Genomic DNA, 19,742 nt, shown 5'->3' with positions numbered 1-19,742 from the left:
GCGCATTGCAGCTTTCGCGGAAATGACTGGCGCGGGCTATAGGGACGGGGTGACCATGGATGGAGACCTCGCCGCCGCGATCAGGGCGGAAGCGGCCGCGCTCGGCTTTGCCGAGTGCCGCGTGGCGTCGGCAGACGGCGCCATCCCGCTTTCCGCCGGGCGTCTCCGGCAATGGCTCGAGGCCGGCGCTCATGGCGCGATGGACTGGATGGAGACCACCGCCGAGCGACGCGGCAGCCCGCAGGCGCTGTGGCCGGAGGCGCGATCGGTGATTATGCTCGGCATGAGCTATGCGCCGGCGACGAGCCCGCTGGCGCTGGCCGACGAGGGTGGCGTCGGGCGCATTTCCGTCTACGCGCAGGGCGCCGATTATCATGACGTGATGAAGCGCGCCCTGAAGGCGCTGGCGCGCTGGCTGGTGGCGCGCGCCGGCGGCGATCTCAAGGTCTTCGTCGACACCGCGCCGGTGATGGAAAAGCCGCTGGCCGAGGCGGCCGGGCTCGGCTGGCAGGGCAAGCACACCAATCTCGTCAGCCGCGATCATGGCAGCTGGCTGCTCCTCGGCGCGATCTACACGACGCTGGCGCTGCCCGCGGACGGGCGGTCGGGCGGCGACTGCGGCAGCTGTACCGCCTGCCTCGCGGCCTGCCCGACCAATGCGTTTCCGGCGCCCTACCGGCTCGATGCGCGGCGCTGCGTCTCCTATCTGACCATCGAGCATAAGGGGCCCATCCCGACGGAGTTTCGCGCCGCGATCGGCAACCGTGTCTATGGCTGCGACGACTGCCTGGCGGTCTGCCCGTGGAACAAGTTCGCGAGCGCCGCCCATGCCCATCTCGCCCTCGCCCCCCGTGCCGAGCTGACCGCGCCGGAGGTTGCCGACCTGCTGGCGCTGGACGACGCGGCCTTCCGTCAGGTGTTCGCGGGCTCGCCGATCAAGCGTATCGGGCGCGACCGGATGGTGCGCAACGCACTGATCTGCGCCGGCAATGGCGGCGAGGCGGCGCTGGTGTCACGGGTGGTCGCGCTGCTCGACGATGCCGCGCCGGTGGTGCGCGGGGCGGCGGTGTGGGCGCTCGGACGGCTCGACCCGGCGCGTTTCGCGGCCGAGGCCGGGCGCCGGCGGGAGGGCGAGAGGGATCCGGCCGTCCGCGCCGAATGGGAGAGCGTGGCTATCGCCGCCTGACGAGGGCGGCGATGCAGGCCGCGCGATCGGTGCTGGCGCCGTTGGACAGGCGGGCGTCGACATGCGTCACCACCGCCTCGCCGCCGCGCGGCGGGGGATAAAGATAGGCGTCGAGCACGCACGCCCCGGTGAACTGGAGGCGCCGCGCGGTGCGCTCCCGCAGATCCTGCTCCGGATTGCCGAACAGCTGGACGAGTTGGGTCGCGGTGCGGCCCATCACCCGATCGAGGCCGACGACCGGCGCCGGCGTGCCCGTCGGGGCAGGGGTGGGGGCGGAAGCGGCGGGCGGGGGACGGCGCGGCGGCCCGCTCACGCAGGCACCGAGGGCGAAGGATAGGGCCAGACCGCCGATGCGCCACAACAGCTTCATGCCCCTTCCCAAGCATGGACGGGCGCAGCGGGCAAGCCGGCGCCCGCTACCTTCGCCGCCGGTTGCGCACCCATTGCCGCGCGTATAGGCGCCGGATCGACCATTTTCCCGGGAGTCTCCACCTTGTCCGAACCCACGCTCGACATTCTCGCGATCGGCAACGCCATCGTCGACGTCCTCGCCCAGGCCGACGAGGCCTTTCTCGCCGCCGAGGGGCTGGAGAAGGGCGCGATGCGGCTGATCGACGCCGAGCAGGCGACCGCGCTCTATGCCCGGATGGGCGCGGGCCGCGAGATCAGCGGCGGCTCCGCGGCGAACACACTGGCCGGCTTCGCCGCGCTGGGCGGCCGCTGCGCCTTTATCGGTCAGGTGGCCGACGATCAGCTCGGCGAGGTGTTCGCCCATGACATTCGCGCCCAGGGCGTCGCCTTCGACATGCCGGCGCTGGCCGGTGGCGACGTGCCGACCGCGCGCTGCCTGATCCTCGTCACCCCGGACGGCCAACGCACGATGAACACCTATCTCGGCGCCGCCCAGTATCTGCCGGCGGCGGCGGTTGACGAGGCGCTGGTGGCGAGCGCCTCGATCCTGCTGCTCGAAGGCTATCTGTGGGATCCGCTGGAGCCGCGCGCGGCGATGCAGCGCGCCGTACGCGCCGCGCGCGCGGCCGGCCGCAAGATCGCGCTCGGCGTGTCGGCGGTGTTCTGCATCCTCAGTCATCGCGCCGACTTCATCGACCTGATCGAGCGCGGCGATGTCGACATCCTCTTCGCCAATGAGGAGGAGGTGCTGGCACTGGCCGGCGTCGACGATTTCGAGGCGGCGGTGGCGTGGACGGCGGCCCGGGTGCCGCTGCTCGTCACCACGCGCGGCGCCGACGGCGCGATCGCCGTGCAGGGCAAGGAGCGGGTCGCGGTGAAGGCCGAGCCGATCGACCGCGTCGTCGACACCACCGGCGCCGGCGACCTGTTCTCGGCGGGGTTCCTTGCCGGCTATGTGGAGGGGCGAAACCTCGAGGATTGCCTGGTCATGGGCGCGGTCGCCGCTGCCGAGGTGATCAGCCATTATGGCGCCCGGCCCGAGGCGGACCTCAAGGCGCTGGTCGCCGCCCGGCTGGGCTGAACGACGCAGGGGAGGGCCTGGGCCCTCCCCCCGGCGGATTTAGAAAGCCCCCGGGACGTGGGGCTCGGGCGGGGGGCTCGCCTCCGGAACGTCGAACATGCCGCGGCCGACATGGCTGTGCCGGCGGCTATAGCCGAAATAGATGACCAGCCCGATCGCGCCCCACACCGGCAGCACCAGGATCGCCAGCAGCGGCAGCGAGAGATAGAGGCTGATGCAGCCGATGATCGCCAGCGGCGCGATGACCCACACCGCCGGCGTGCGGAACGGCCGGTGCCGGTCGGGATCGACCTTGCGCAGCACCATCACCGACACTGCCACCATGAAGAAGGCGAACAGCGTGCCGGAGTTGGAATAATCGGCGAGCTTGCCGACCGGCAGGAAGGCGGCGGCGATCGTCGCCGCGGTGCCGGTGACCACCGTCACCACATGCGGCGTGCGCCATTTGGGATGCACCGAGGCGAGCTTCTCCGGCAGCAGGCCGTCGCGCGCCATGGTGAAGAAGACGCGGGTCTGGCCGAACATCATCATCAGCACCACCGAGGGCAGCGCGATGGTGGCGGCGAGGCCGAGCAGGTTGCCGATATTCACATGGCCGATGACGCGCAGCACATGCGCCAGCGCTTCCTTCGAGCAGGGCAGGGGCTCCAGCCCGCCGCCGGCGACGATCGCCTGGCACTGCGCGGCGAGCGCGGTCGAGCCCGGCGCCAGCACCTCGCCATTGGGGCCGGCGACCGGCTGGGCGCCGAGCGGGGAGCCGATCGCGCCGGCGGCGACCAGCAGGTAGAAGAGGGTGCAGACGGCGAGCGAGGCGATCAGGCCGATCGGCACGTTGCGCTGCGGATTCTTGGTCTCTTCCGCGGCGGTGGAGACGGCGTCGAAGCCGACATAGGCGAAGAAGATCGACGCCGCGGCGCCGAACACGCCGACCGTGCCGAGCGGCATGAACGGCTCGAAATGGTCCGCGTTCATCACCGGGATCGCCAGCACGATGAACAGGATGAGCGCCGCGATCTTCACCGCGACGAGCACCGCGTTGACCTTGGCGCTCTCGCTGGTGCCGATCATCAGCAGCCAGGTGACCATCGCCGAGATGAACACCGCCGGCAGGTTGATGATGCCGCCGGCATAGGGTCCGGCGACCAGCGCCAGGGGCAGGTCGATTCCCAGCCATCCCTTGAGCTGGCCGACCACATAGCCCGACCAGCCGACCGCGACGGCGCTGGCGCCGACCGCATATTCGAGGATCAGCGCCCAGCCGACCATCCAGGCAAGCAGCTCGCCCATCACCGCATAGGTGTAGGTATAGGCCGAGCCCGACACCGGCACCATCGACGCCAGCTCGGAGTAGCAGAGCGCCGCCACCGCGCAGACGAAGCCGGCGATGACGAAGCTCAGCATCATGCCGGGCCCCGCCTTCTGCGCGGCCTCGGAGGTGAGCACGAAGATACCCGTGCCGATCACGGCGCCGATGCCGAGCATGGTGAGCTGGAAGGCGCCGAGGGTGCGATGAAGCCCCTTCTTCTCTGCGGTCGCGAGAATGGCGTCGAGTGGCTTGACGCGCCCGAATATCATGTCTGGCAGGACCCCCGAATGACGCACGCCGCGGCGCCGCCGTTTGATCAATCGCGCGAACCTAGCCGCTCAAGGCTGCTTGGCAAGCGGGTTGTGGCCAAGCCTCGGGCAGGACGCAGGATCGCGGCGCGAAGCCCGGTTTGCACGCCGGATTCGGTCAGATCGGTGCCATCCCGCTGTTATAGTGGTGCCAGGCAAGGATCGCTGCCGCCCCGCGATGCGGCCGCCATCGCTCGGCGAGCGCGCGCACCTGCTTTTCGCCCGGGCGTTCGTCGAGGCCGAGCAGCCGGCCGACCGCGATCTGCACGGCAAGGTCGCCGGCCGGCCAGATGTCCGGCCGCCCTTCCGCGAACAGCAGGTAGATCTCCGCCGACCAGCGGCCGATGCCCTTGACCGCGACCAGCCGGGCGATCGCCTCCTCGTCATCGGCCGGCAGCGCGGCGAGATCGAGCGTGCCGGCGAGCACGAGGTCGGCGAGGCTGCGGGCATAGCCCATTTTCTGGCGGGACATGCCGGCGCCGCGCAATGTCTCGTCACTGGCCGTGGCGAGGCGCGCCGGATCGCCGGCGTCGCCGCCGAGCGCGGCCTCCAGCTTGCGCCACATCGCCGCAGCCGAGGCTACCGACACCTGCTGGCCGACGATCGTGCGCAACAGCGTGACATAGCCGCGTTCCGAGATGCGCGGGGCGGGCGGGCCGGCCGCGGCGACGACGCGCCCGAAGGCGGGCTCGATCTCGCCGAGCGCCGCCACCGATGCCGCGAGCTGTTCCGCCGACAGGCCCATATCCCTCGTTCGCCTTGATTCCCTTCGACGGCGCGGACATAGCCGCTCGCGCCTTACCTTGTCCAAGCCGATGGAGACCGCAATCATGCCGCAGCTTATCGTCGTCACCCGCGACGGCACCGAGCACGTCATCGAAGGCGAGACCGGCCTGTCGGTGATGGAAGTGATCCGCGACGCCGGTTTCGATGAACTTCTCGCGCTGTGCGGCGGCTGCTGTTCCTGCGCCACCTGCCACGTCCAGGTGGACGAGGCGTTCGCTGGCGCGCTGCCCGCGATCAGCGTCGACGAGGACGACCTGCTGGACAGTTCCAGCCACCGCGCCGCCACCTCGCGCCTGTCCTGCCAGCTCCCTTTCGGCCCGGCGCTGGATGGCCTCAAGGTGCGGATCGCGCCGGAAGACTAGGGCGGCCATTGCCGGAAACCCGCTCGCCGGACCTCGGCTCAGGGCGAACGGGGGGAAATCTCCCGACGCCCCGGCTTGGCCTTAGCGCGTCACCGCCGCATAAAGCGCAATCGCGGCGGCGTTCGACACGTTGAGGCTTTCCACCCGCTCGCTGATCGGCAGGCGGGCGAGCTCGTCGCAATGCGTCTCGGTGTTCTGGCGCATCCCCTCGCCCTCCGCGCCGAGCACCAGCGCCACCGGATGCATGCCCATCGCCTCGCCCAGAGTCGAATTCGCCTCGCCGGTCAGGCCGACCCGCCAGAAGCCGGCCTCGGCGATCTCGTCGAGCGCGCGGGCGAGGTTGACCACCCGCACCCACGGCACCAGCTCCAGCGCGCCGGAGGCGGCGCGGGCCAGTGCCCCCGATTCGGGCGGCGCATGGCGATCCTGGGTGATGACGCCGACGGCGTCGAACGCGGCGGCCGAGCGCAGGATCGCGCCGACATTATGCGGATCGGTGACCTGGTCGAGCACGATCAGCGGCCGGCGCATGTCGCGCTCGCCGACCAGCACGTCACCCAGCCACAGCTCGGGCAGCGGATCGACCTCGGCGACAAGCCCCTGGTGCGGCGCGTCCGATGGCACCAGCCGGCCGAGATCCGCGACGTCGGCGATCGTCACCGGCAGGCTGGCGGGCAGCGTCAGCGGGGCCAGTGCCTCGCGCGTGCCCCAGATGCGGCGCACGGTGCGCGCCTCGTTGGCAAGTGCGGCGGTGACGGCGTGACGGCCCCAGAAACGGGGACGGCCGGGCGCGGCGACGGATGGGCGATGACCTTTACGCATGCACCCGCATTTCCACGACCCTAAGTTGACACGCAAGACCGCTTTCGCCATGAGCGCGCCTCGCATCTCAGGCGGACCCATGGAGGGGTGGCCGAGTGGTTAAAGGCAGCAGACTGTAAATCTGCCCGTGCAAGCGTACGCTGGTTCGAATCCAGCCCCCTCCACCATCTCTCGTCCGCCAGGCAGCTTCGCCCGATTTTTCCGTAGCTTGTGCCGCGCTTAGCGCGAATCGGTAACACTTTGGCAGTTACAGCGGCCTGATGGACTTGGATCGGGCGGAAGGCTATTCGTCGCTGCAAGACCGAAACGTCCGGGGTCGCCGTGACAATTGGAGGTTGGGGAATGTCTCACAAGATTAAGGCGCTGCTGGTCTGCTCCGGCATGGCGCTGGCGCTCGCTGCGTGCGGCAGCAAGGAAGGGGCCCCGACGGGCCAGGTCGTGGCGACGGTCAACGGCCAGGAAGTCACCTTGCAGGAGGTGAATGCGGAGCTTGCCGGCGTGCAGCTGCCGCAAAATGCCGACCGCAAGGCCGTGCAGCGCGACGCGTTGCAGCGGGTCATCGACCGCAAGCTCCTCGTCGATGAGGCGAAGAAGCAGGAGCTGGACAAGACGCCGGAATATGTCGCCCAGCGCATGCGCGTTGACGAAACCCTGCTCGCCCAGCAGCTCGTCCGCAAGCAGGCGTCGGCGATCGCGCAGCCCACTCAGGCCGATCTCGACGGCTTCATGCGCGATAATCCCAACATGTTCGCCCAGCGCGAGCAGCTCGCCGTGGACCAGATCCGGTTCCGTCCGCCGTCGGACAACAGCATCCTGAAGGGCCTCGAAGCGGTCCACACCCAGGACGGCGTCGCCGCCGCCCTCAAGGAGCGCAACGTCCCGTTCGAGCGCGGCCGGTCGGTCATCGACACCGCCCAGCTGCCCGAGGCGGTGGTCAAGAAGATCGCCGACCTGCCCTCGACGGAGCCGTTCGTGCTGCCGGCCCGGGGCTTCCTGACGATCAATGTCATTGTCGCTCGCCAGGCCGTGCCGGTGCCTGCGGATCAGGCGAGGCAGGTCGCCACCAATGGCTGGCGCGAGAAGCAGTTCAACCAGATGATCAGCGGCCGCATGAAGACGCTCAAGGAAACCGCCAAGATCACCTATCAGGAAGGCTTCGCGCCGGCCGCCGGGGCTGCCGGCGCCACTGGCGCGGCGCCCGCCGCGGCTGGCGCCGCCAAGCCGGCCGCCGCTGCCGGCACCGGGGGCTGATCTGCCGGTCCTTCCACATTTCCGGTAAAAGTGCCGGAATATCTTACAGACGCGCCCCGGTCCCGACCGGCGGCGCGTTTGTTTTCCGGGCTTTTTCCGGATTTGGTACGGAAATTGCTTGGTAAATAGCAGGGGCGGCGCCGGTGAGGGGAAAGCCGGCGCCACCTCCTCTGCGACGACACGGGCTGCTGGGTCCAGCCTCCCGAGCGCCCGATGGTCGCAAACGCCGCCGGCTCCCGAGGGTGAGCCGGCGGCGTTGCTCCTTCAGGCGGCGGCGAGCGGGAGCTGGGTGGTGCGCAACCTGTCGCGCTCACTTCCCCGAGCGGCTGATCTCGCGCCCGGTGCGCGCATCGACGTCGATCCAGATCACCTGACCGCCGCGCATGAACTTCAACCGATAGGTTGCCGAACCGGGATCGAATTCCGGGCCGAGATAGGTCGCGCCCTGCATATGGGCGATGACCCGGGCCTCGATCTCGCGCAGCGGCATGATCGCGCCGTTGCGCTGCGCCTGATAGGCCTCGTCCTGATCCCGGCGGCGCTGCGCGTCGGCCGGGACGTGAAGGGCGAGCGCAATCAGCGCGATGGCAGGGAGGGCCTTCATGTCGGGCATGGCTCGTGGCATGGCGACGAAGCCTTTAATAGGCCCTGAATAGTTCTTCACCCGCCATCCCCTCCCTTCATCGGATCAGTGTTGCACCATGTCCGCACCCATTCTCTCGCTTCAGGGCACCGGCCTCGTCCAGGGCGCCGGCTGGCTATTCCGCGGCCTCGATCTTTATGTCGGCGAACGGGATCGGCTGGCCCTGATCGGGCGCAATGGCGCCGGCAAGACGACCCTGCTCAAGATCCTCGCCAATCGTATCGAGGCGGATGAAGGATTGCGCACGATCGTCCCCGGCACCCGCGTCGTGCTGCTGGAGCAGGAGCCGGCGATGAGCGGCTGCGCCACCCTGCGCGACTTCGCGCTCGCCGAGCCCGAGGCGCCGGCCGCGCACGAGGTCGACGCCATCGCCGACCAGCTCGGCATCGACCTCTCGCGCGAGGCGGCAACGGCGAGCGGCGGCGAGCGGCGGCGGGCCGCCATCGCCCGCGCCCTGGCCCAGTCGCCGGACGTGCTGCTGCTCGACGAGCCGACCAACCATCTCGACCTTGCCGCGATCGAATTCCTCGAGGGGTGGCTCGGCCGCTTCAACGGCGCCTTCATCGTCATCAGCCACGACCGCACCTTCCTCACCCGCCTGACCCGCTCCACGCTCTGGCTGGATCGCGGGATGGTGCGCCGCGCCGAGGTCGGCTTCGGCGGGTTCGAGGCGTGGACGGAGCGGGTTGCGGCCGAGGAGTCGCGCAACGCCGAGCGGCTGGACGCGCGGCTGAAGATCGAGGAGCATTGGCTGCTGCGCGGCGTCACGGCGCGGCGGCGGCGCAACCAGGGGCGGCTCGCCAAGCTCGTCGAGATGCGCGCCCAGCGCAAGGCGATGCTCGGCCCGGCGGGCACCGCCGCGATCGGCCTCGTCTCGGACGATGTGCGCACCAAGGTCGTCATCGATGCCGAGCATGTCACCAAGAGCTTCGGCGACCGGGTGGTGATCCGCGACCTCAGTTTCCGCGTCACCCGCGGCGACCGGGTCGGCATCGTCGGTGCCAACGGCGCGGGCAAGACGACATTGCTCAAGCTGCTGACCGGCGAGCTGGCGCCGGATTCGGGCATGGTGAAGCTCGCCAAGACGCTGGACGGCATCGTCATCGACCAGCAGCGCAGCCTGATGGCCCCCGAGAAACGGGTCCGCGACGTGCTCGCCGACGGCGGCGACTGGATCGAGGTGCGCGGGGTCAAGAAGCATGTCGCCGGCTATCTGAAGGAATTCCTGTTCGATCCGTCGATCGCCGAGGCGCGCATCGGCTCGCTGTCGGGCGGCGAGCGTTCGCGCCTGCTGCTCGCGCGCGAATTCGCAAGACCTTCCAACCTGCTGGTGCTGGACGAGCCGACCAACGATCTCGACCTTGAGACGCTCGACCTGCTGCAGGAGGTGATCGCAGACTATGACGGCACGGTGTTGATCGTCAGCCACGATCGCGACTTCCTCGATCGCACGGTGACGGTGACGCTCGGGCTCGACGGCTCGGGGCAGGTCGATATCGTCCCCGGCGGCTATGAGGATTGGGCGGCGCGGCGGGCGGAGCCGAGGCGCGCCGCGCCGGCGAGGCCCGCCGCCGCAGCCCCTCCGCCGCCGCGCACCCGCACCAAGCTCAGCTACAAGGATCAGCGGGATCTCGACATGCTGCCCGCCGAGATCGAGAAGATCGAGGCCGGGATCGCCCGCGACGAGGCGGCATTGGCCGATCCCGACCTTTATGCGCGCGATCCCTCGCGCTTCGCGCTGCTCTCCGCCGCGATCGACGATGCCCGCGCGAAGCGCGATGCCGCCGAGGAGCGCTGGCTGGCCCTCGCCGAAATGGCCGAGGGGCTGGGCTAGGGCTGGCTTCGAGCCGATAGGCCGCGCTCGGCCGCGGCCGTCGTGTCGACGCGGCGGCCCGGCCGGCGTGCCGGCGCAGAGGGGTGCCGATCGTTAGCATTTATCCGGTAGAGCCCCGGGGGTCGGACGGGGCGACGAACTGGACGATGCAGCACGCAGCAATGCCGCACCGCTATCCCATACTCGACGAGCTGCGCGGGATCGCTGCGCTGTGCGTACTGCTGCTCCATGCCTTCCGGCCGCTCATGCCGCATGCTTATCTGGCAGTGGATTTCTTTTTCCTGCTGAGCGGATTCGTGATCGGGCTTGCCTATGAGGAGCGGCTGGCGGACGGCCGGCTGTCGCCCGCCGGGTTCATCCTGGCGCGGCTGCGGCGGCTTTATCCGATGCTGCTGGCCGGCCTGGCATTCGGCCTCGCGCTGATGGCGTGCAGCCCGGCCCGGCCGACGCTGAGCCCGCTGCTGCTGCTCAACCTTCTGGTCATCCCGATCTTCGGCGATGTCGACGCGTTTCCGCCCGATGCGCCGGTCTGGTCGCTGTTCATGGAGCTCGCCGCCTGCGTCGGCTACGGGCTGGCGCTGCCGTGGCTGACGACGCGGCGGCTGGCGGGGCTGATCGCCGTGAGCGGGCTGGCGCTGATCGGCATCGCATGGGCGATGGGCGATCTCAGTCTCGGCTGGCAGGGAAGCGCGAGGGAGTTTTTCGGCGCCTTTCCCCGGGTCGGATGGAGCTTCGGCCTGGGCCTGCTGACCTTCCGCCTTATCCGGGAGGGCGCGCTCCGCCCGCCGCCAGTCGCCGCCGGGGTGGCGCCGCTGCTGCTGGTGCTGGCGCTCGCGGCGCCGCTGCCGGCGATGGCGGGCAGCCTGCTCTGCGTCGGTATCGTCTTCCCGCTCGTGCTGCTCGCCGGCATCGGGGCGGGCGAGCAGAGGTGGAGCGGCCCGGCGGCGTGGCTCGGCCGCATTTCCTACCCGCTCTACATCCTGCACGGGCCGGCAACCAAATTCGTCGGCCAGCTCGCCCTGCCCTGGCCGGACTTCGTTCTCTGGCAGACGCTGGTGGTGCTCGCGTCGCTGGCCTGCGCGGCGTTCGCCGAACGCTATTATGAACGGCCGCTGCGCGCCTGGCTGGCGCGGCGACCGGATCGCTCCGGAGCGGTCCGGGCCGGGGCTTGAAAGCCCCGAGGCTTTGGTGCTTCTGCCTGCCCATGCACATCATGGCTCCTGCTCCACCTGCCGCCGCCGGCGGTACCCCACGCCGCTGGTACGGCCATCTCTATGCCCAGGTGCTGGTGGCGATCGTGCTCGGCACGATCATCGGCCATGTCTGGCCGGAGCTTGGCGAGGCGCTGAAGCCGCTCGGCGATGGCTTCATCAAGCTGGTGAAGATGATCATCGCCCCGGTCATCTTCCTGACGGTGGTGACCGGCGTCGCCGGCATGCGCGAGCTGGGCTCGGTCGGCCGGGTGGCGGGCAAGGCCTTCGCCTATTTCCTCGTCTTCTCGACGCTGGCGCTGATCGTCGGGCTGGTCGTCGCCAATGTCGTCCAGCCGGGCGTCGGGCTGCACATCGATCCGGCCACGCTCGATGCCAAGGCGGTGGCGGACTATGCCCACAAGGCGCATGAGACCTCGCTCACCGGCTTCCTGATCGGCATCATCCCCGACACGCTCGTCTCCGCCTTCGTCGACGGCAACATCCTGCAGGTGCTGATGGTGGCGATCCTGTTCGGCATCGCCATGTCGCTGGTCGGGCGGACGGCCGATCCGGTGCTCGATCTGCTCGATCGGCTGGGCATGATCGTGTTCCGGCTGGTCGGCATCCTGATGCGCGCGGCGCCGGTCGGCGCGTTCGGCGCGATCGCTTTCACCATCGGCAAATATGGCGTCGGCAGCCTCGTCAATCTCGCCGCGCTGGTGGCCACCTTCTACCTGACGTCGATCCTGTTCGTACTGGTCGTTCTCGGCGCGGTGGCGCGGGCGATGGGCTTCTCGATCCTGAAGCTGATCCGCTATCTCAAGGCGGAGCTGCTGCTGGTGCTCGGCACCTCTTCGTCGGAGGCGGCGCTGCCCAGCCTGATGGACCGCATGGAACAGGCCGGCTGCGCCAAGCCCGTCGTCGGGCTGGTCGTGCCGATGGGCTATTCGTTCAACCTCGACGGCACCAACATCTACATGACGCTCGCCGCCCTGTTCATCGCCCAGGCCTGCGACGTCCACCTCACGCTCGGCCAGGAATTGTTGCTGCTGGCCGTGGCGATGCTGTCGTCAAAGGGCGCGGCGGGAGTGACCGGCGCCGGTTTCATCACATTGGCGGCGACGCTGTCGATCGTGCCGACCGTGCCCGTGGCGGGCATGGCCCTGATCCTGGGCGTCGACCGCTTCATGAGCGAATGCCGCAGCCTCACCAATTTCATCGGCAATGCAGTAGCGACGGTGGTGGTGGCGCGGTGGGAAGGTGCGCTCGATCACGCCGCGCTCGATCGCGCGCTGAACCGCGCTGCCGCCCCCGCCGAGCTGGGGGCGGCCTGACCCTCGGCGTGCCGGGGCGGGGGGACCCTGCCACCCGTCTTGTCGCGCCGAACCCGGCCTCCACGCCGCCACAAGCTTCCGGGAGGATGCTGAAACAGGTTCAGCATGACGATTGGTGGCTAGGGCGCCGGCGTAGCGGCGGACGGCACCGGCCGCGGATCGACCAGCGCCGCCGTCTCCAGCGTGTCGAGCGCGTTGCGCACGGCGATATAGCGGCGGGCCTTGGCGATCCACGCTGCCGCCCCGTCGCGGCCGGGCATGCGGGAGACCTCGGCCAGCGCCATGTCGACCTGCCCGAATTCCATCGCCTTGGTGGCGCGATCGAAGCGATCGACCGGGGCCGGCGAATCCGTGCCGGTGCGGCGGAGCACGAGCAGGTTGGAAAGCTCCCGCCTGAACGAGGTCCAGGCGGATTCGGCGGGCCCACCCTGGGTCAGCGCCGCCTCGGCATCCGCAAGTCCGGTGCGCAGCTCGGCCAGGGTCACCGGCGCGCGTGAGCCGGAAATGACGGTGGCGACGGCCTGCGGCTGGGTGGCGGCGAAATGCTCGCGGATCAGCCCCTCGATATAGCCGAGATCGACGCCGCGCTCGATCGCGCGTCGCGCGGCAAAGGCGACGAGCAGCCCCTCGGCGCGATCCGCCCCGCCGACCGCTTCGCGCGCGCGCGCGTCGATGGCATCGAGCTTGGCATCGATCGCGCTGACCTGCCGGGCAAGTGCCGGATCGACCGCGTCCGTCTTTCCGGCGGCGGTCGCCACCGGCACCCGCACCACCCGCACGACCGGCGCGGCGGCCGGAGGGGGCGGGGCGAGATAGCGCGCGGCCGGCGCCCAATGGCGCAGCGCCCAGCCGGTCGCGGCAATGCCGGCCGCGAAGGCGAGCAGCAGCAGGATGAACTGGCCGAGCCAGCCGCGGCGGCGCGGCGGCGGTGGGACAAAAGCGGACGCGGGCGGAGCCTCCCCCGGTCCGTCTTCGAACACGCTCGCCATCAGGCCTCCCGATCCGTTTCCCGGCAATGGTCTAGCGGCAATTGGCGGCCCGGAACAGCGCCTCGTCGTCCGGGGCCCCGGCGATGGCGCAGCGTCGCCAGCCGATGCCCGCGGCGGCGGCGACGGCGGGGCTGAGCGCGGCGACGGCGATGCCGGCGCGGCTGAGCCCGGCCGTCTCGACGAGAGCGGCGAACGTCGCCGCCGCCCGTGCCGAGTGGAGCAGGGCGATGGCGCCGCCGGCCAGCGCCTCGCGCGCCGCGTCGGGGAGGGCCGTCACCGGGTCGGCGGCATAGACGATGCGGCGCAGGCCCTGTGCAGGGAGCGCCGGGCGATGCTCCCGCCCGGCGAGATGGAGCACGCGCAACCCGTCGGGCAGCGCGGCGACGAGGCCGGCGGCATCACCCGGCCCGATCCGCACGTCGCGAAACCCGGCGGCGCTGGCGATGGCGGCGGTCTCGATGCCGACGGCGTGCACTGGCAGGTCGTGAAACAGCGCCAGCGCCGGGCCGCCGTGGCGCACCGCGTTGGCACTGGTCAGCATCAGCGCGTCGACCGGCTCCGTCGGCGGTGCCCAGTCGACCGGCGCGATGGTGAAGAGGGGCGCCGTCACGGCGCGAAACCCGGCGGCCTCCGCCCGCGCGGCGCTGGCGGTGGCGCCGGGCTCGGGCCGCAGCACCAGGACTGTCGTCATCCCCGGAACAGGGCGGCGAGCGCCGGCGGGGCGGAATCGAGCAACGCCGCGGCGAGGCGGGCGGGCGCGGCACCATCATCGGCCGGGAAGCGCGCCTCCGCGGATCGGGCGAGGGCGCCATCCTCCGACAGGATTTCGGCACGCAGCCACAGTCCGTCCGCCTCCGCCACCGCCAGCGCACCCACCGGCGAGCGGCAGTCGGCGCCGAGGGCGGCGAGCAGCGCACGCTCGGCCATCACGCAGGCGCGGGTCGGGGCGTGATCGATCGCGCCGATCAGGTCGCGAAGCTCGCGCCGCGCCGCCAGCGTCTCGACGCCGACCGCGCCCTGCGCCGGGGCCGGCAGCATCGTCTCGACCGGGATGGCGTGGCCGATTTCCGGATGGCCAAGCCGGTCCAGCCCGGCGGCGGCGAGCAGCGTCGCCTCCGCCTCGCCGGCCTCGAGCCGGGCGAGGCGGGTGGCGACATTGCCGCGGAACAGGGTGGTGGCGAGGTCCGGGCGCAGCCGGCGGAGCTGGGCGGCGCGGCGGGGCGAGGAGGTGCCGATGCGCGCGCCGTGCGGCAGGTCCGCGATGCGCTCGGCGCCGATCAGCCGATCGCGCACATCGGCCCGCGGCAGCAGCGCGGCGATGACGATCTCGGCCGGGCGGATCGTCTCGATGTCCTTCATCGAATGCACCGCGAAGTCGATCGCGCCGTCGTCGAGCGCGCGGTCGAGCTCGCGCGTCCACAGCGCCTTGCCGCCAACCTCCGCCAGCGCGCGATCCTGAATGCGATCGCCGCTGGTGCGGATCGGCACGATGGCGATTGCATCCGCCGCCCAGCCATGAGCGCGGGCGAGCGCATCGGCCACCATATGGGCCTGGACCAGGGCGAGCGGCGAGCCGCGCGTGCCGAGACGAAGGGGTTGGGTCATGGCCGATCCCTAAAGACGGCCCCGACCCGCTTTCAAGCTAATTCCCCCGCGCCGTCCGCCCGCAGGGGCCGAGGCCCTTCAGCACCAGGGCATAATCGGCGCGCGCCGCGTCGACGTCGCCGCCCGAAAGATTGGCGGTGCTCTGCGCCGGCAGCGACGGCGGCAACGCGCAGGCGAGCCGATACCAGAGCAGCGTGTCGGGTGCCGGCGGCTTGGCCGATTCGTCGACGATCTCGCCCAGCGCCACCGCCCAGCGCGGCGCTTCGCCCGGCCGGCGCAGCACGTTGAGGGAGATCGGGCGCTTGTCCGCCGTATCCAGGAAGATCTGCGTCTCGCTCTCGCCCGGCAGCGCCCCGGGGACATGAAAGGCGTTGCGCACGCCGGTGATGATCGGCGGCGCATCGGCGGCGGCTGCGGCGGTGAGGATGTCGCGCAGCTTCTGTTCGAGCGGGGCGCTCCACACCATATGCCCCTCCGGCGCGACCAGGCGCAGCTCGGCGTCGCGGCCGGGCACGCGGTCGGCGAGCAGCAGGAAGCGCATCCCCTTCGGCTTGGGCGGCCGGGCTTTCGCATCGGCGTCCAGATCGACGAGATAGCTCACCTGGCCGGTGAGGCCGCCGCTGCCCTTGATCAGCGAATCGACCGTCGCCGTGACGTAGAAGCGGAACTGACCCGGCGCGACGCCGACGGCCTGTTCCTTCTTGAGGCGGATGGCATCGACGACCGTCACCACCGCGGCCACCGGCGCGCGGAAAGCCAGGTCGGCAAGGTCCGCATAGCCGGGAAGCACCGGCGCCGCCGCGGCTGATGCCGGCCCGGCGTCAGCCGCGGCGCGCGTTTGCGACACCGCCGGTGCGGCGTTGGCAACACCCAGGGCGATCAACAAAGACAGGGCCCGCACGCTAATCTCCAAAATTATTCACGCCGGATTATAACGCAGATGCAGCATTTTAAGCCGCATCCCGGCATATTGACCGTGATCATGTCGCATGCCGGGACATTGTCCTGCAAGCGACCGACAAACAGTTTGCGCCGGCCGGAAACGGGCGATAGACATCGCGTTCGTCGATGATACTATGTCGCCGACCCCCACGCATGTCTCAGTCGGCGACTCCGGTCGGCAGGGCGGGCTCGCGTGCGGCGTATAAGCGTACACAGGGCTTCGCGTCCGGCTTAGGGAGAGACCATCTTTAATGGCCTACGCAGATCAACAGGTAAGCACACGTAAGATCGTGTCGCTCACGCTCGTCGTGCTCCTGCACGCCGCGCTCGGCTATGCGTTCATATCTGGGCTCGCCTACAACGTCGTCAAGAAGGTCGCCCAAGACCTTAATACTTTTGACGTGGAAGACGAGCCGCCGCCCCCGCCGGAGGCCCCGCCGCCGCCGCCGCCTCAGCCTCAGCAGGTCCAGCCGCCGCCCGTCGTGGCGCCGCCGCCGATCGTGCAGGTGCAGACGGCCGCGCCGCCGCCGATGCTGGCTCCGCCGCCCCCGCCGGTGGTGATCCACCAGGAGGCGCCGCCGGCTCCGCCCCCGCCGCCGCCCCCGCCGCAGCCTTCCAAGGCCGCCGAAGCGCGCGGTAACCCGGGCTCCTGGGTGACGACCGACGACTATCCGCCGTCCGCCATCCGTGACGGCATCCAGGGCACCAGCCAGCTCACTTTCGACATCAATCCGCAGGGACGCATCGAGAATTGCCGCGTGACCGCCAGCAGCGGCTCGCCTCTCCTCGATGACACCGCCTGCAAGCTTGTCGTCCGTCGCGGCCGCTATTCGCCGGCGCTCGACCAGGCCGGCAACCCGATGTCCGGCGGCACCAAGACGCTGCGGTTCACCTGGAGGCTCCCGGAGTAAGCCTCAATCCCATTGACGCCACCGGCGGCCCCTTTTCGGCCGCCGGTTCAGAAGACAGCTCTATACAAGAGGATCGACGAATCATGGCTACCCCCGCTGCCGCTGCCGGCGCCAATTCCAACCCGTATGGCCTGATGGCCGCCCTTGAGCAGGGTGGTATCATCGCGCAGTCGGTGTTCGCTATTCTGGTGATCATGTCCGCCGTGTCGTGGTACATCATGTTCACCAAGCTCCTCGAGCAGCAGAAGATCTTCAATCAGGCGAAGCGCGCCCGCGCCAGCTTCTGGTCCGCGCCGAACCTGCGCGAAGGCGCCAACAAGCTGGAGAAGAACTCCGCTTACCGCCAGCTCGTCGATGACGGCATCCTCGCCCAGGAGCAGCACACCAAGCTCGACGATCCGATCGATCGCCACGAGTGGATGCACACCTCGCTGCGTCGCTCCGAAGCCGCCATCGGTTCGAAGCTCGGCAACGGCCTGGCCTTCCTCGCCACCGTCGGTTCGACCTCGCCGTTCGTCGGTCTGTTCGGTACCGTGATCGGCATCTATCGCGCCCTCATCAAGATCGGCGCTGCCGGTCAGGCTTCGATCGACGCCGTCGCCGGCCCGGTCGGTGAGGCGCTGATCATGACCGCCCTCGGTCTGGCCGTGGCCGTTCCGGCCGTGCTCGGCTTCAACTGGCTGCAGCGCCGCAACAAGGCCGCGCTCGAGCAGCTGTCGGCCTTCGGTTCGGACCTGCACGCCTACATGGTCTCCAACGGCGCGGTCCGCCCGGTGACCTCCGCTCCGAAGCTCGCTGCTGCCCCGGCCGTGAAGGCCCCGGCTCCGGCGACCAAGGCCTGAAGACGGCAATGGCCGGCACCCGGGCTGTTCCCGGGTGCCGGCATCGCCCAACCCTTCGCGCCACAAGGATAGGATAGCGACGATATGGCCATGAGCGTGGGCGCCGAAGGCGGCGACGATGCGCCGATGTCCGACATCAACACGACGCCCCTCGTGGACGTCATGCTGGTGCTCCTCATCATCTTCCTGATTACCGTTCCCGTCGTGGTGCAGACCGTGCCGGTGAAGCTGCCGAACGTCCGCCACGAGCCGACCACCACCAAGCCCGAGAACGTCTCGCTCTCGATCAAGGCCGAATCGGATGGCTCTTGCGGCGTCTATTGGGGCCTGACCCGCGTCAACGCGCAGGAACTGGTCGACCGTGCAGTCGCCAAGCTGAAGCTGGAGATCGACAAGCAGGGCGGGCCGAACGCCCCCGGCCTCGAGCTTCCCGAGGCGCACCTGCGCGGTGACATCAACACGCCTTACCGCTGCATCGGCGGTGCGCTGTTCAACCTGCAGCGCGCCGGTTTCGCCCGGGTCGGCTTCATCTCCGAGCCGCCGCCCGGTGGCAACGAGCGCATGTAATTAGATCGGGGCGCGCCCTTGGCGGCGCGCCCAGCAGGAGTAGACGATCATGGCAATGAGCGCTGGTGGCGCCGCCGAAGGCGAGCCCATGATGGACATCAACACGACGCCGCTTATCGACGTCATGCTGGTGCTCCTCATCATGTTCATCATCACCATTCCGATCCAGACGCATGCGGTGAAGCTCGACCTGCCGCAGAACAATAATGATCAGACGCCGCCCCCCGTCGATCCGGTGAAGAACAAGATCACCATCGACCCGGCCGGCATCATCTATTGGAACGGCACGCCGGTCGACCTGGTGACGCTGCGCCAGTATCTGGATCTGACCAAGAACATGAACCCGGAGCCCGAGCTGCACCTGCAGCCGGATGCCCAGGCCCGCTACGATACGGTGGACCGGGTGCTTTCGGTGACGAAGAAGGCCCAGATCACGAAGATGGGCTTTGTCGGCAACGAGGCCTATGGCGCCTTCTGATCGCCGACGCGCGATCTGCTGATCCGAGGGGCGGTCCGGTGCGGGCCGCCCTTTGTTTTTTGGCCCGGTTGCCGGCGCCGTCCTCCCGCATGAACCGTCCGATGCGCAGCTTTCGCCTCCTTTCCCGCCTGTCAGCCTTGCTCGCCGCGGCGACCAGCGCGGTATCGCCCGCGGTCCTGCCGGTGCAGCGCGTGTCGGTGGTGCGCGCCTATCCGCACGCCACCGATGCCTTCACCGAAGGTCTGTTCTGGAAGGATGGCCGGTTGTTCGAGAGCACCGGCCTCAACGGCAAATCATCGCTCCGCGAAGTGCGGTTGAGCGACGGTGCGGTGCTGCGCCGCCGCGATCTGCCCGCCAGCGTGTTCGGCGAGGGGATCATCGAGTGGGGCAATCGGCTGGTCGCGCTGGAATGGCAGAGCGGGCGCGGCACCACCTGGTCCTTCCCCGGCCTCCAGCCGCTCGGCAGCTTCCGCTACACGGGCGAGGGCTGGGGCCTTACCAAGGACGCCCGGCGCATCATCATGAGCGACGGCACGCCGCAGCTTCGCTTCCTCGATCCGAAGACGCTCAAGGAGACCGGCCGCATCACCGTTCGCGCCGAGGGCCGGCCGATCGCCAACCTCAATGAGCTCGAATATATTGACGGCGAGGTGTGGGCGAACATCTGGCAGACCGAGATCATCGCGCGCATCGATCCCGCCACCGGCGACGTCAAGGGTTGGGTGGATATTCGCGGCCTGCTGCCGGATGCCGAGCGGGTGTGGGGCGTGACCGACGTCGCCAACGGCATCGCCTGGGACGCGAAGGGGCGCCGCCTGTTCCTGACCGGCAAGAACTGGCCGAAGCTCTACGAGGTGCGGCTGGAGCCGGCCGGGAAGTAGCGACCTCCGG

Annotated in this window: 21 protein-coding genes and 1 tRNA gene; 13 read left to right on the top strand and 9 right to left on the bottom strand. The window is 69.8% G+C overall.

Annotation, left to right across the window (positions count from 1 at the left end):
• The first annotated feature begins 55 nt into the window (after positions 1–55).
• Positions 56–1,186: a tRNA epoxyqueuosine(34) reductase QueG gene (gene queG, locus KOF26_RS09930; protein ID WP_216324107.1), complete on the top strand. Its 1,131-nt coding sequence runs from the start codon at positions 56–58 to the stop codon at positions 1,184–1,186.
• On the opposite strand, the gene KOF26_RS09925 is transcribed toward queG, so the two are convergent.
• Positions 1,173–1,556: a hypothetical protein gene (locus tag KOF26_RS09925; protein ID WP_216323911.1), complete on the bottom strand. Its 384-nt coding sequence runs from the start codon at positions 1,554–1,556 to the stop codon at positions 1,173–1,175. The two genes, queG and KOF26_RS09925, sit on opposite strands and share 14 nt — an antisense overlap.
• A 123-nt stretch (positions 1,557–1,679) precedes the next feature.
• Between KOF26_RS09925 and KOF26_RS09920 the strand changes: the two genes are divergently transcribed.
• Positions 1,680–2,678 carry an adenosine kinase gene (locus KOF26_RS09920; RefSeq protein WP_216323908.1) on the top strand — a complete coding sequence of 333 codons (999 nt, stop codon included), beginning with the start codon at positions 1,680–1,682 and terminating at the stop codon, positions 2,676–2,678.
• 39 nt (positions 2,679–2,717) lie between these two features.
• Here KOF26_RS09920 and KOF26_RS09915 read toward each other — a convergent pair whose 3' ends face one another.
• Together KOF26_RS09915 and KOF26_RS09910 are read right to left on the bottom strand one after the other, a co-directional pair.
• Complete coding sequence (locus tag KOF26_RS09915) at positions 2,718–4,253, bottom strand: amino acid permease (protein WP_216323906.1); 1,536 nt, start codon at positions 4,251–4,253, stop codon at positions 2,718–2,720.
• Between the two features lie 157 nt (positions 4,254–4,410).
• The gene (locus KOF26_RS09910) at positions 4,411–5,037 is read right to left on the bottom strand and encodes a DNA-3-methyladenine glycosylase family protein (RefSeq protein WP_216323903.1); all 627 of its coding nucleotides are present in this window, start codon (positions 5,035–5,037) and stop codon (positions 4,411–4,413) included.
• Positions 5,038–5,122: 85 nt separating this feature from the next.
• Between KOF26_RS09910 and KOF26_RS09905 the strand changes: the two genes are divergently transcribed.
• On the top strand, positions 5,123–5,440 hold the full coding sequence (locus KOF26_RS09905) for a 2Fe-2S iron-sulfur cluster-binding protein (protein WP_216324104.1): 318 nt from the start codon (positions 5,123–5,125) through the stop codon (positions 5,438–5,440).
• An 81-nt stretch (positions 5,441–5,521) separates the two neighbouring features.
• On the opposite strand, the gene rlmB is transcribed toward KOF26_RS09905, so the two are convergent.
• Positions 5,522–6,262 (bottom strand): 23S rRNA (guanosine(2251)-2'-O)-methyltransferase RlmB, encoded by a 741-nt coding sequence (gene rlmB / locus KOF26_RS09900; RefSeq protein ID WP_216323900.1) that lies wholly within the window; start codon positions 6,260–6,262, stop codon positions 5,522–5,524.
• An 81-nt stretch (positions 6,263–6,343) separates the two neighbouring features.
• Between rlmB and KOF26_RS09895 the strand changes: the two genes are divergently transcribed.
• Positions 6,344–6,429, top strand: a tRNA-Tyr gene (locus tag KOF26_RS09895).
• 175 nt (positions 6,430–6,604) lie between these two features.
• Positions 6,605–7,513 (top strand): EpsD family peptidyl-prolyl cis-trans isomerase, encoded by a 909-nt coding sequence (locus KOF26_RS09890; RefSeq protein ID WP_216323897.1) that lies wholly within the window; start codon positions 6,605–6,607, stop codon positions 7,511–7,513.
• Positions 7,514–7,823: 310 nt separating this feature from the next.
• Here the strand turns inward: KOF26_RS09890 and KOF26_RS09885 are convergent, their stop codons facing one another.
• The gene (locus KOF26_RS09885; RefSeq protein WP_216323894.1) at positions 7,824–8,126 is read right to left on the bottom strand and encodes a PepSY domain-containing protein; all 303 of its coding nucleotides are present in this window, start codon (positions 8,124–8,126) and stop codon (positions 7,824–7,826) included.
• 88 nt (positions 8,127–8,214) lie between these two features.
• Here KOF26_RS09885 and KOF26_RS09880 point away from each other — a divergent pair, with 88 nt between their 5' ends.
• The 3 genes from KOF26_RS09880 to KOF26_RS09870 all read left to right on the top strand — a co-directional run bounded on the left by KOF26_RS09880 (position 8,215) and on the right by KOF26_RS09870 (position 12,517).
• On the top strand, positions 8,215–9,990 hold the full coding sequence (locus tag KOF26_RS09880) for an ABC-F family ATP-binding cassette domain-containing protein (RefSeq protein WP_216323891.1): 1,776 nt from the start codon (positions 8,215–8,217) through the stop codon (positions 9,988–9,990).
• A gap of 146 nt (positions 9,991–10,136) precedes the next feature.
• Positions 10,137–11,162: an acyltransferase family protein gene (locus KOF26_RS09875; RefSeq protein WP_216323888.1), complete on the top strand. Its 1,026-nt coding sequence runs from the start codon at positions 10,137–10,139 to the stop codon at positions 11,160–11,162.
• 32 nt (positions 11,163–11,194) lie between these two features.
• Positions 11,195–12,517 (top strand): dicarboxylate/amino acid:cation symporter, encoded by a 1,323-nt coding sequence (locus KOF26_RS09870; protein WP_216323885.1) that lies wholly within the window; start codon positions 11,195–11,197, stop codon positions 12,515–12,517.
• Between the two features lie 119 nt (positions 12,518–12,636).
• Here the strand turns inward: KOF26_RS09870 and KOF26_RS09865 are convergent, their stop codons facing one another.
• From KOF26_RS09865 to KOF26_RS09850, 4 genes are read right to left on the bottom strand one after another with little or no spacing between them, the layout of a single operon-like run.
• Complete coding sequence (locus KOF26_RS09865; protein WP_216323882.1) at positions 12,637–13,506, bottom strand: hypothetical protein; 870 nt, start codon at positions 13,504–13,506, stop codon at positions 12,637–12,639.
• A 31-nt stretch (positions 13,507–13,537) separates the two neighbouring features.
• Positions 13,538–14,197, bottom strand: a complete 660-nt coding sequence (locus tag KOF26_RS09860) for a uroporphyrinogen-III synthase (protein WP_216323879.1) — start codon at positions 14,195–14,197, stop codon at positions 13,538–13,540.
• Complete coding sequence (hemC, locus tag KOF26_RS09855) at positions 14,194–15,111, bottom strand: hydroxymethylbilane synthase (protein ID WP_216323876.1); 918 nt, start codon at positions 15,109–15,111, stop codon at positions 14,194–14,196. The genes KOF26_RS09860 and hemC overlap by 4 nt, the downstream gene beginning before the upstream one ends.
• Positions 15,112–15,148: 37 nt before the next feature.
• A complete protein-coding gene (locus tag KOF26_RS09850; protein ID WP_363182201.1) occupies positions 15,149–16,012 on the bottom strand; it encodes a hypothetical protein in 864 nt (287 codons plus the stop codon).
• Positions 16,013–16,304: 292 nt separating this feature from the next.
• Here KOF26_RS09850 and KOF26_RS09845 point away from each other — a divergent pair, with 292 nt between their 5' ends.
• From KOF26_RS09845 to KOF26_RS09825, 5 genes are all read left to right on the top strand, one after another.
• A complete protein-coding gene (locus tag KOF26_RS09845; RefSeq protein ID WP_216323873.1) occupies positions 16,305–16,964 on the top strand; it encodes an energy transducer TonB in 660 nt (219 codons plus the stop codon).
• An 83-nt stretch (positions 16,965–17,047) separates the two neighbouring features.
• Positions 17,048–17,806 carry a MotA/TolQ/ExbB proton channel family protein gene (locus KOF26_RS09840; protein ID WP_216323869.1) on the top strand — a complete coding sequence of 253 codons (759 nt, stop codon included), beginning with the start codon at positions 17,048–17,050 and terminating at the stop codon, positions 17,804–17,806.
• Between the two features lie 84 nt (positions 17,807–17,890).
• On the top strand, positions 17,891–18,373 hold the full coding sequence (locus tag KOF26_RS09835; RefSeq protein ID WP_216323866.1) for an ExbD/TolR family protein: 483 nt from the start codon (positions 17,891–17,893) through the stop codon (positions 18,371–18,373).
• 49 nt (positions 18,374–18,422) lie between these two features.
• The gene (locus KOF26_RS09830) at positions 18,423–18,851 is read left to right on the top strand and encodes an ExbD/TolR family protein (RefSeq protein ID WP_216323863.1); all 429 of its coding nucleotides are present in this window, start codon (positions 18,423–18,425) and stop codon (positions 18,849–18,851) included.
• Between the two features lie 101 nt (positions 18,852–18,952).
• Positions 18,953–19,732, top strand: coding sequence for a glutaminyl-peptide cyclotransferase (locus KOF26_RS09825; RefSeq protein ID WP_216323860.1), 780 nt, complete (start codon positions 18,953–18,955; stop codon positions 19,730–19,732).
• Positions 19,733–19,742 lie beyond the last annotated feature (10 nt).

It is taken from the genome of Sphingomonas quercus (assembly GCF_018863195.1).
Taxonomy (GTDB): Bacteria; Pseudomonadota; Alphaproteobacteria; order Sphingomonadales; family Sphingomonadaceae; genus Solisphingomonas; species Solisphingomonas quercus.
Note: the sequence above shows the minus strand (reverse complement) of the source record. Positions and strands in the feature narration are given on the sequence as shown.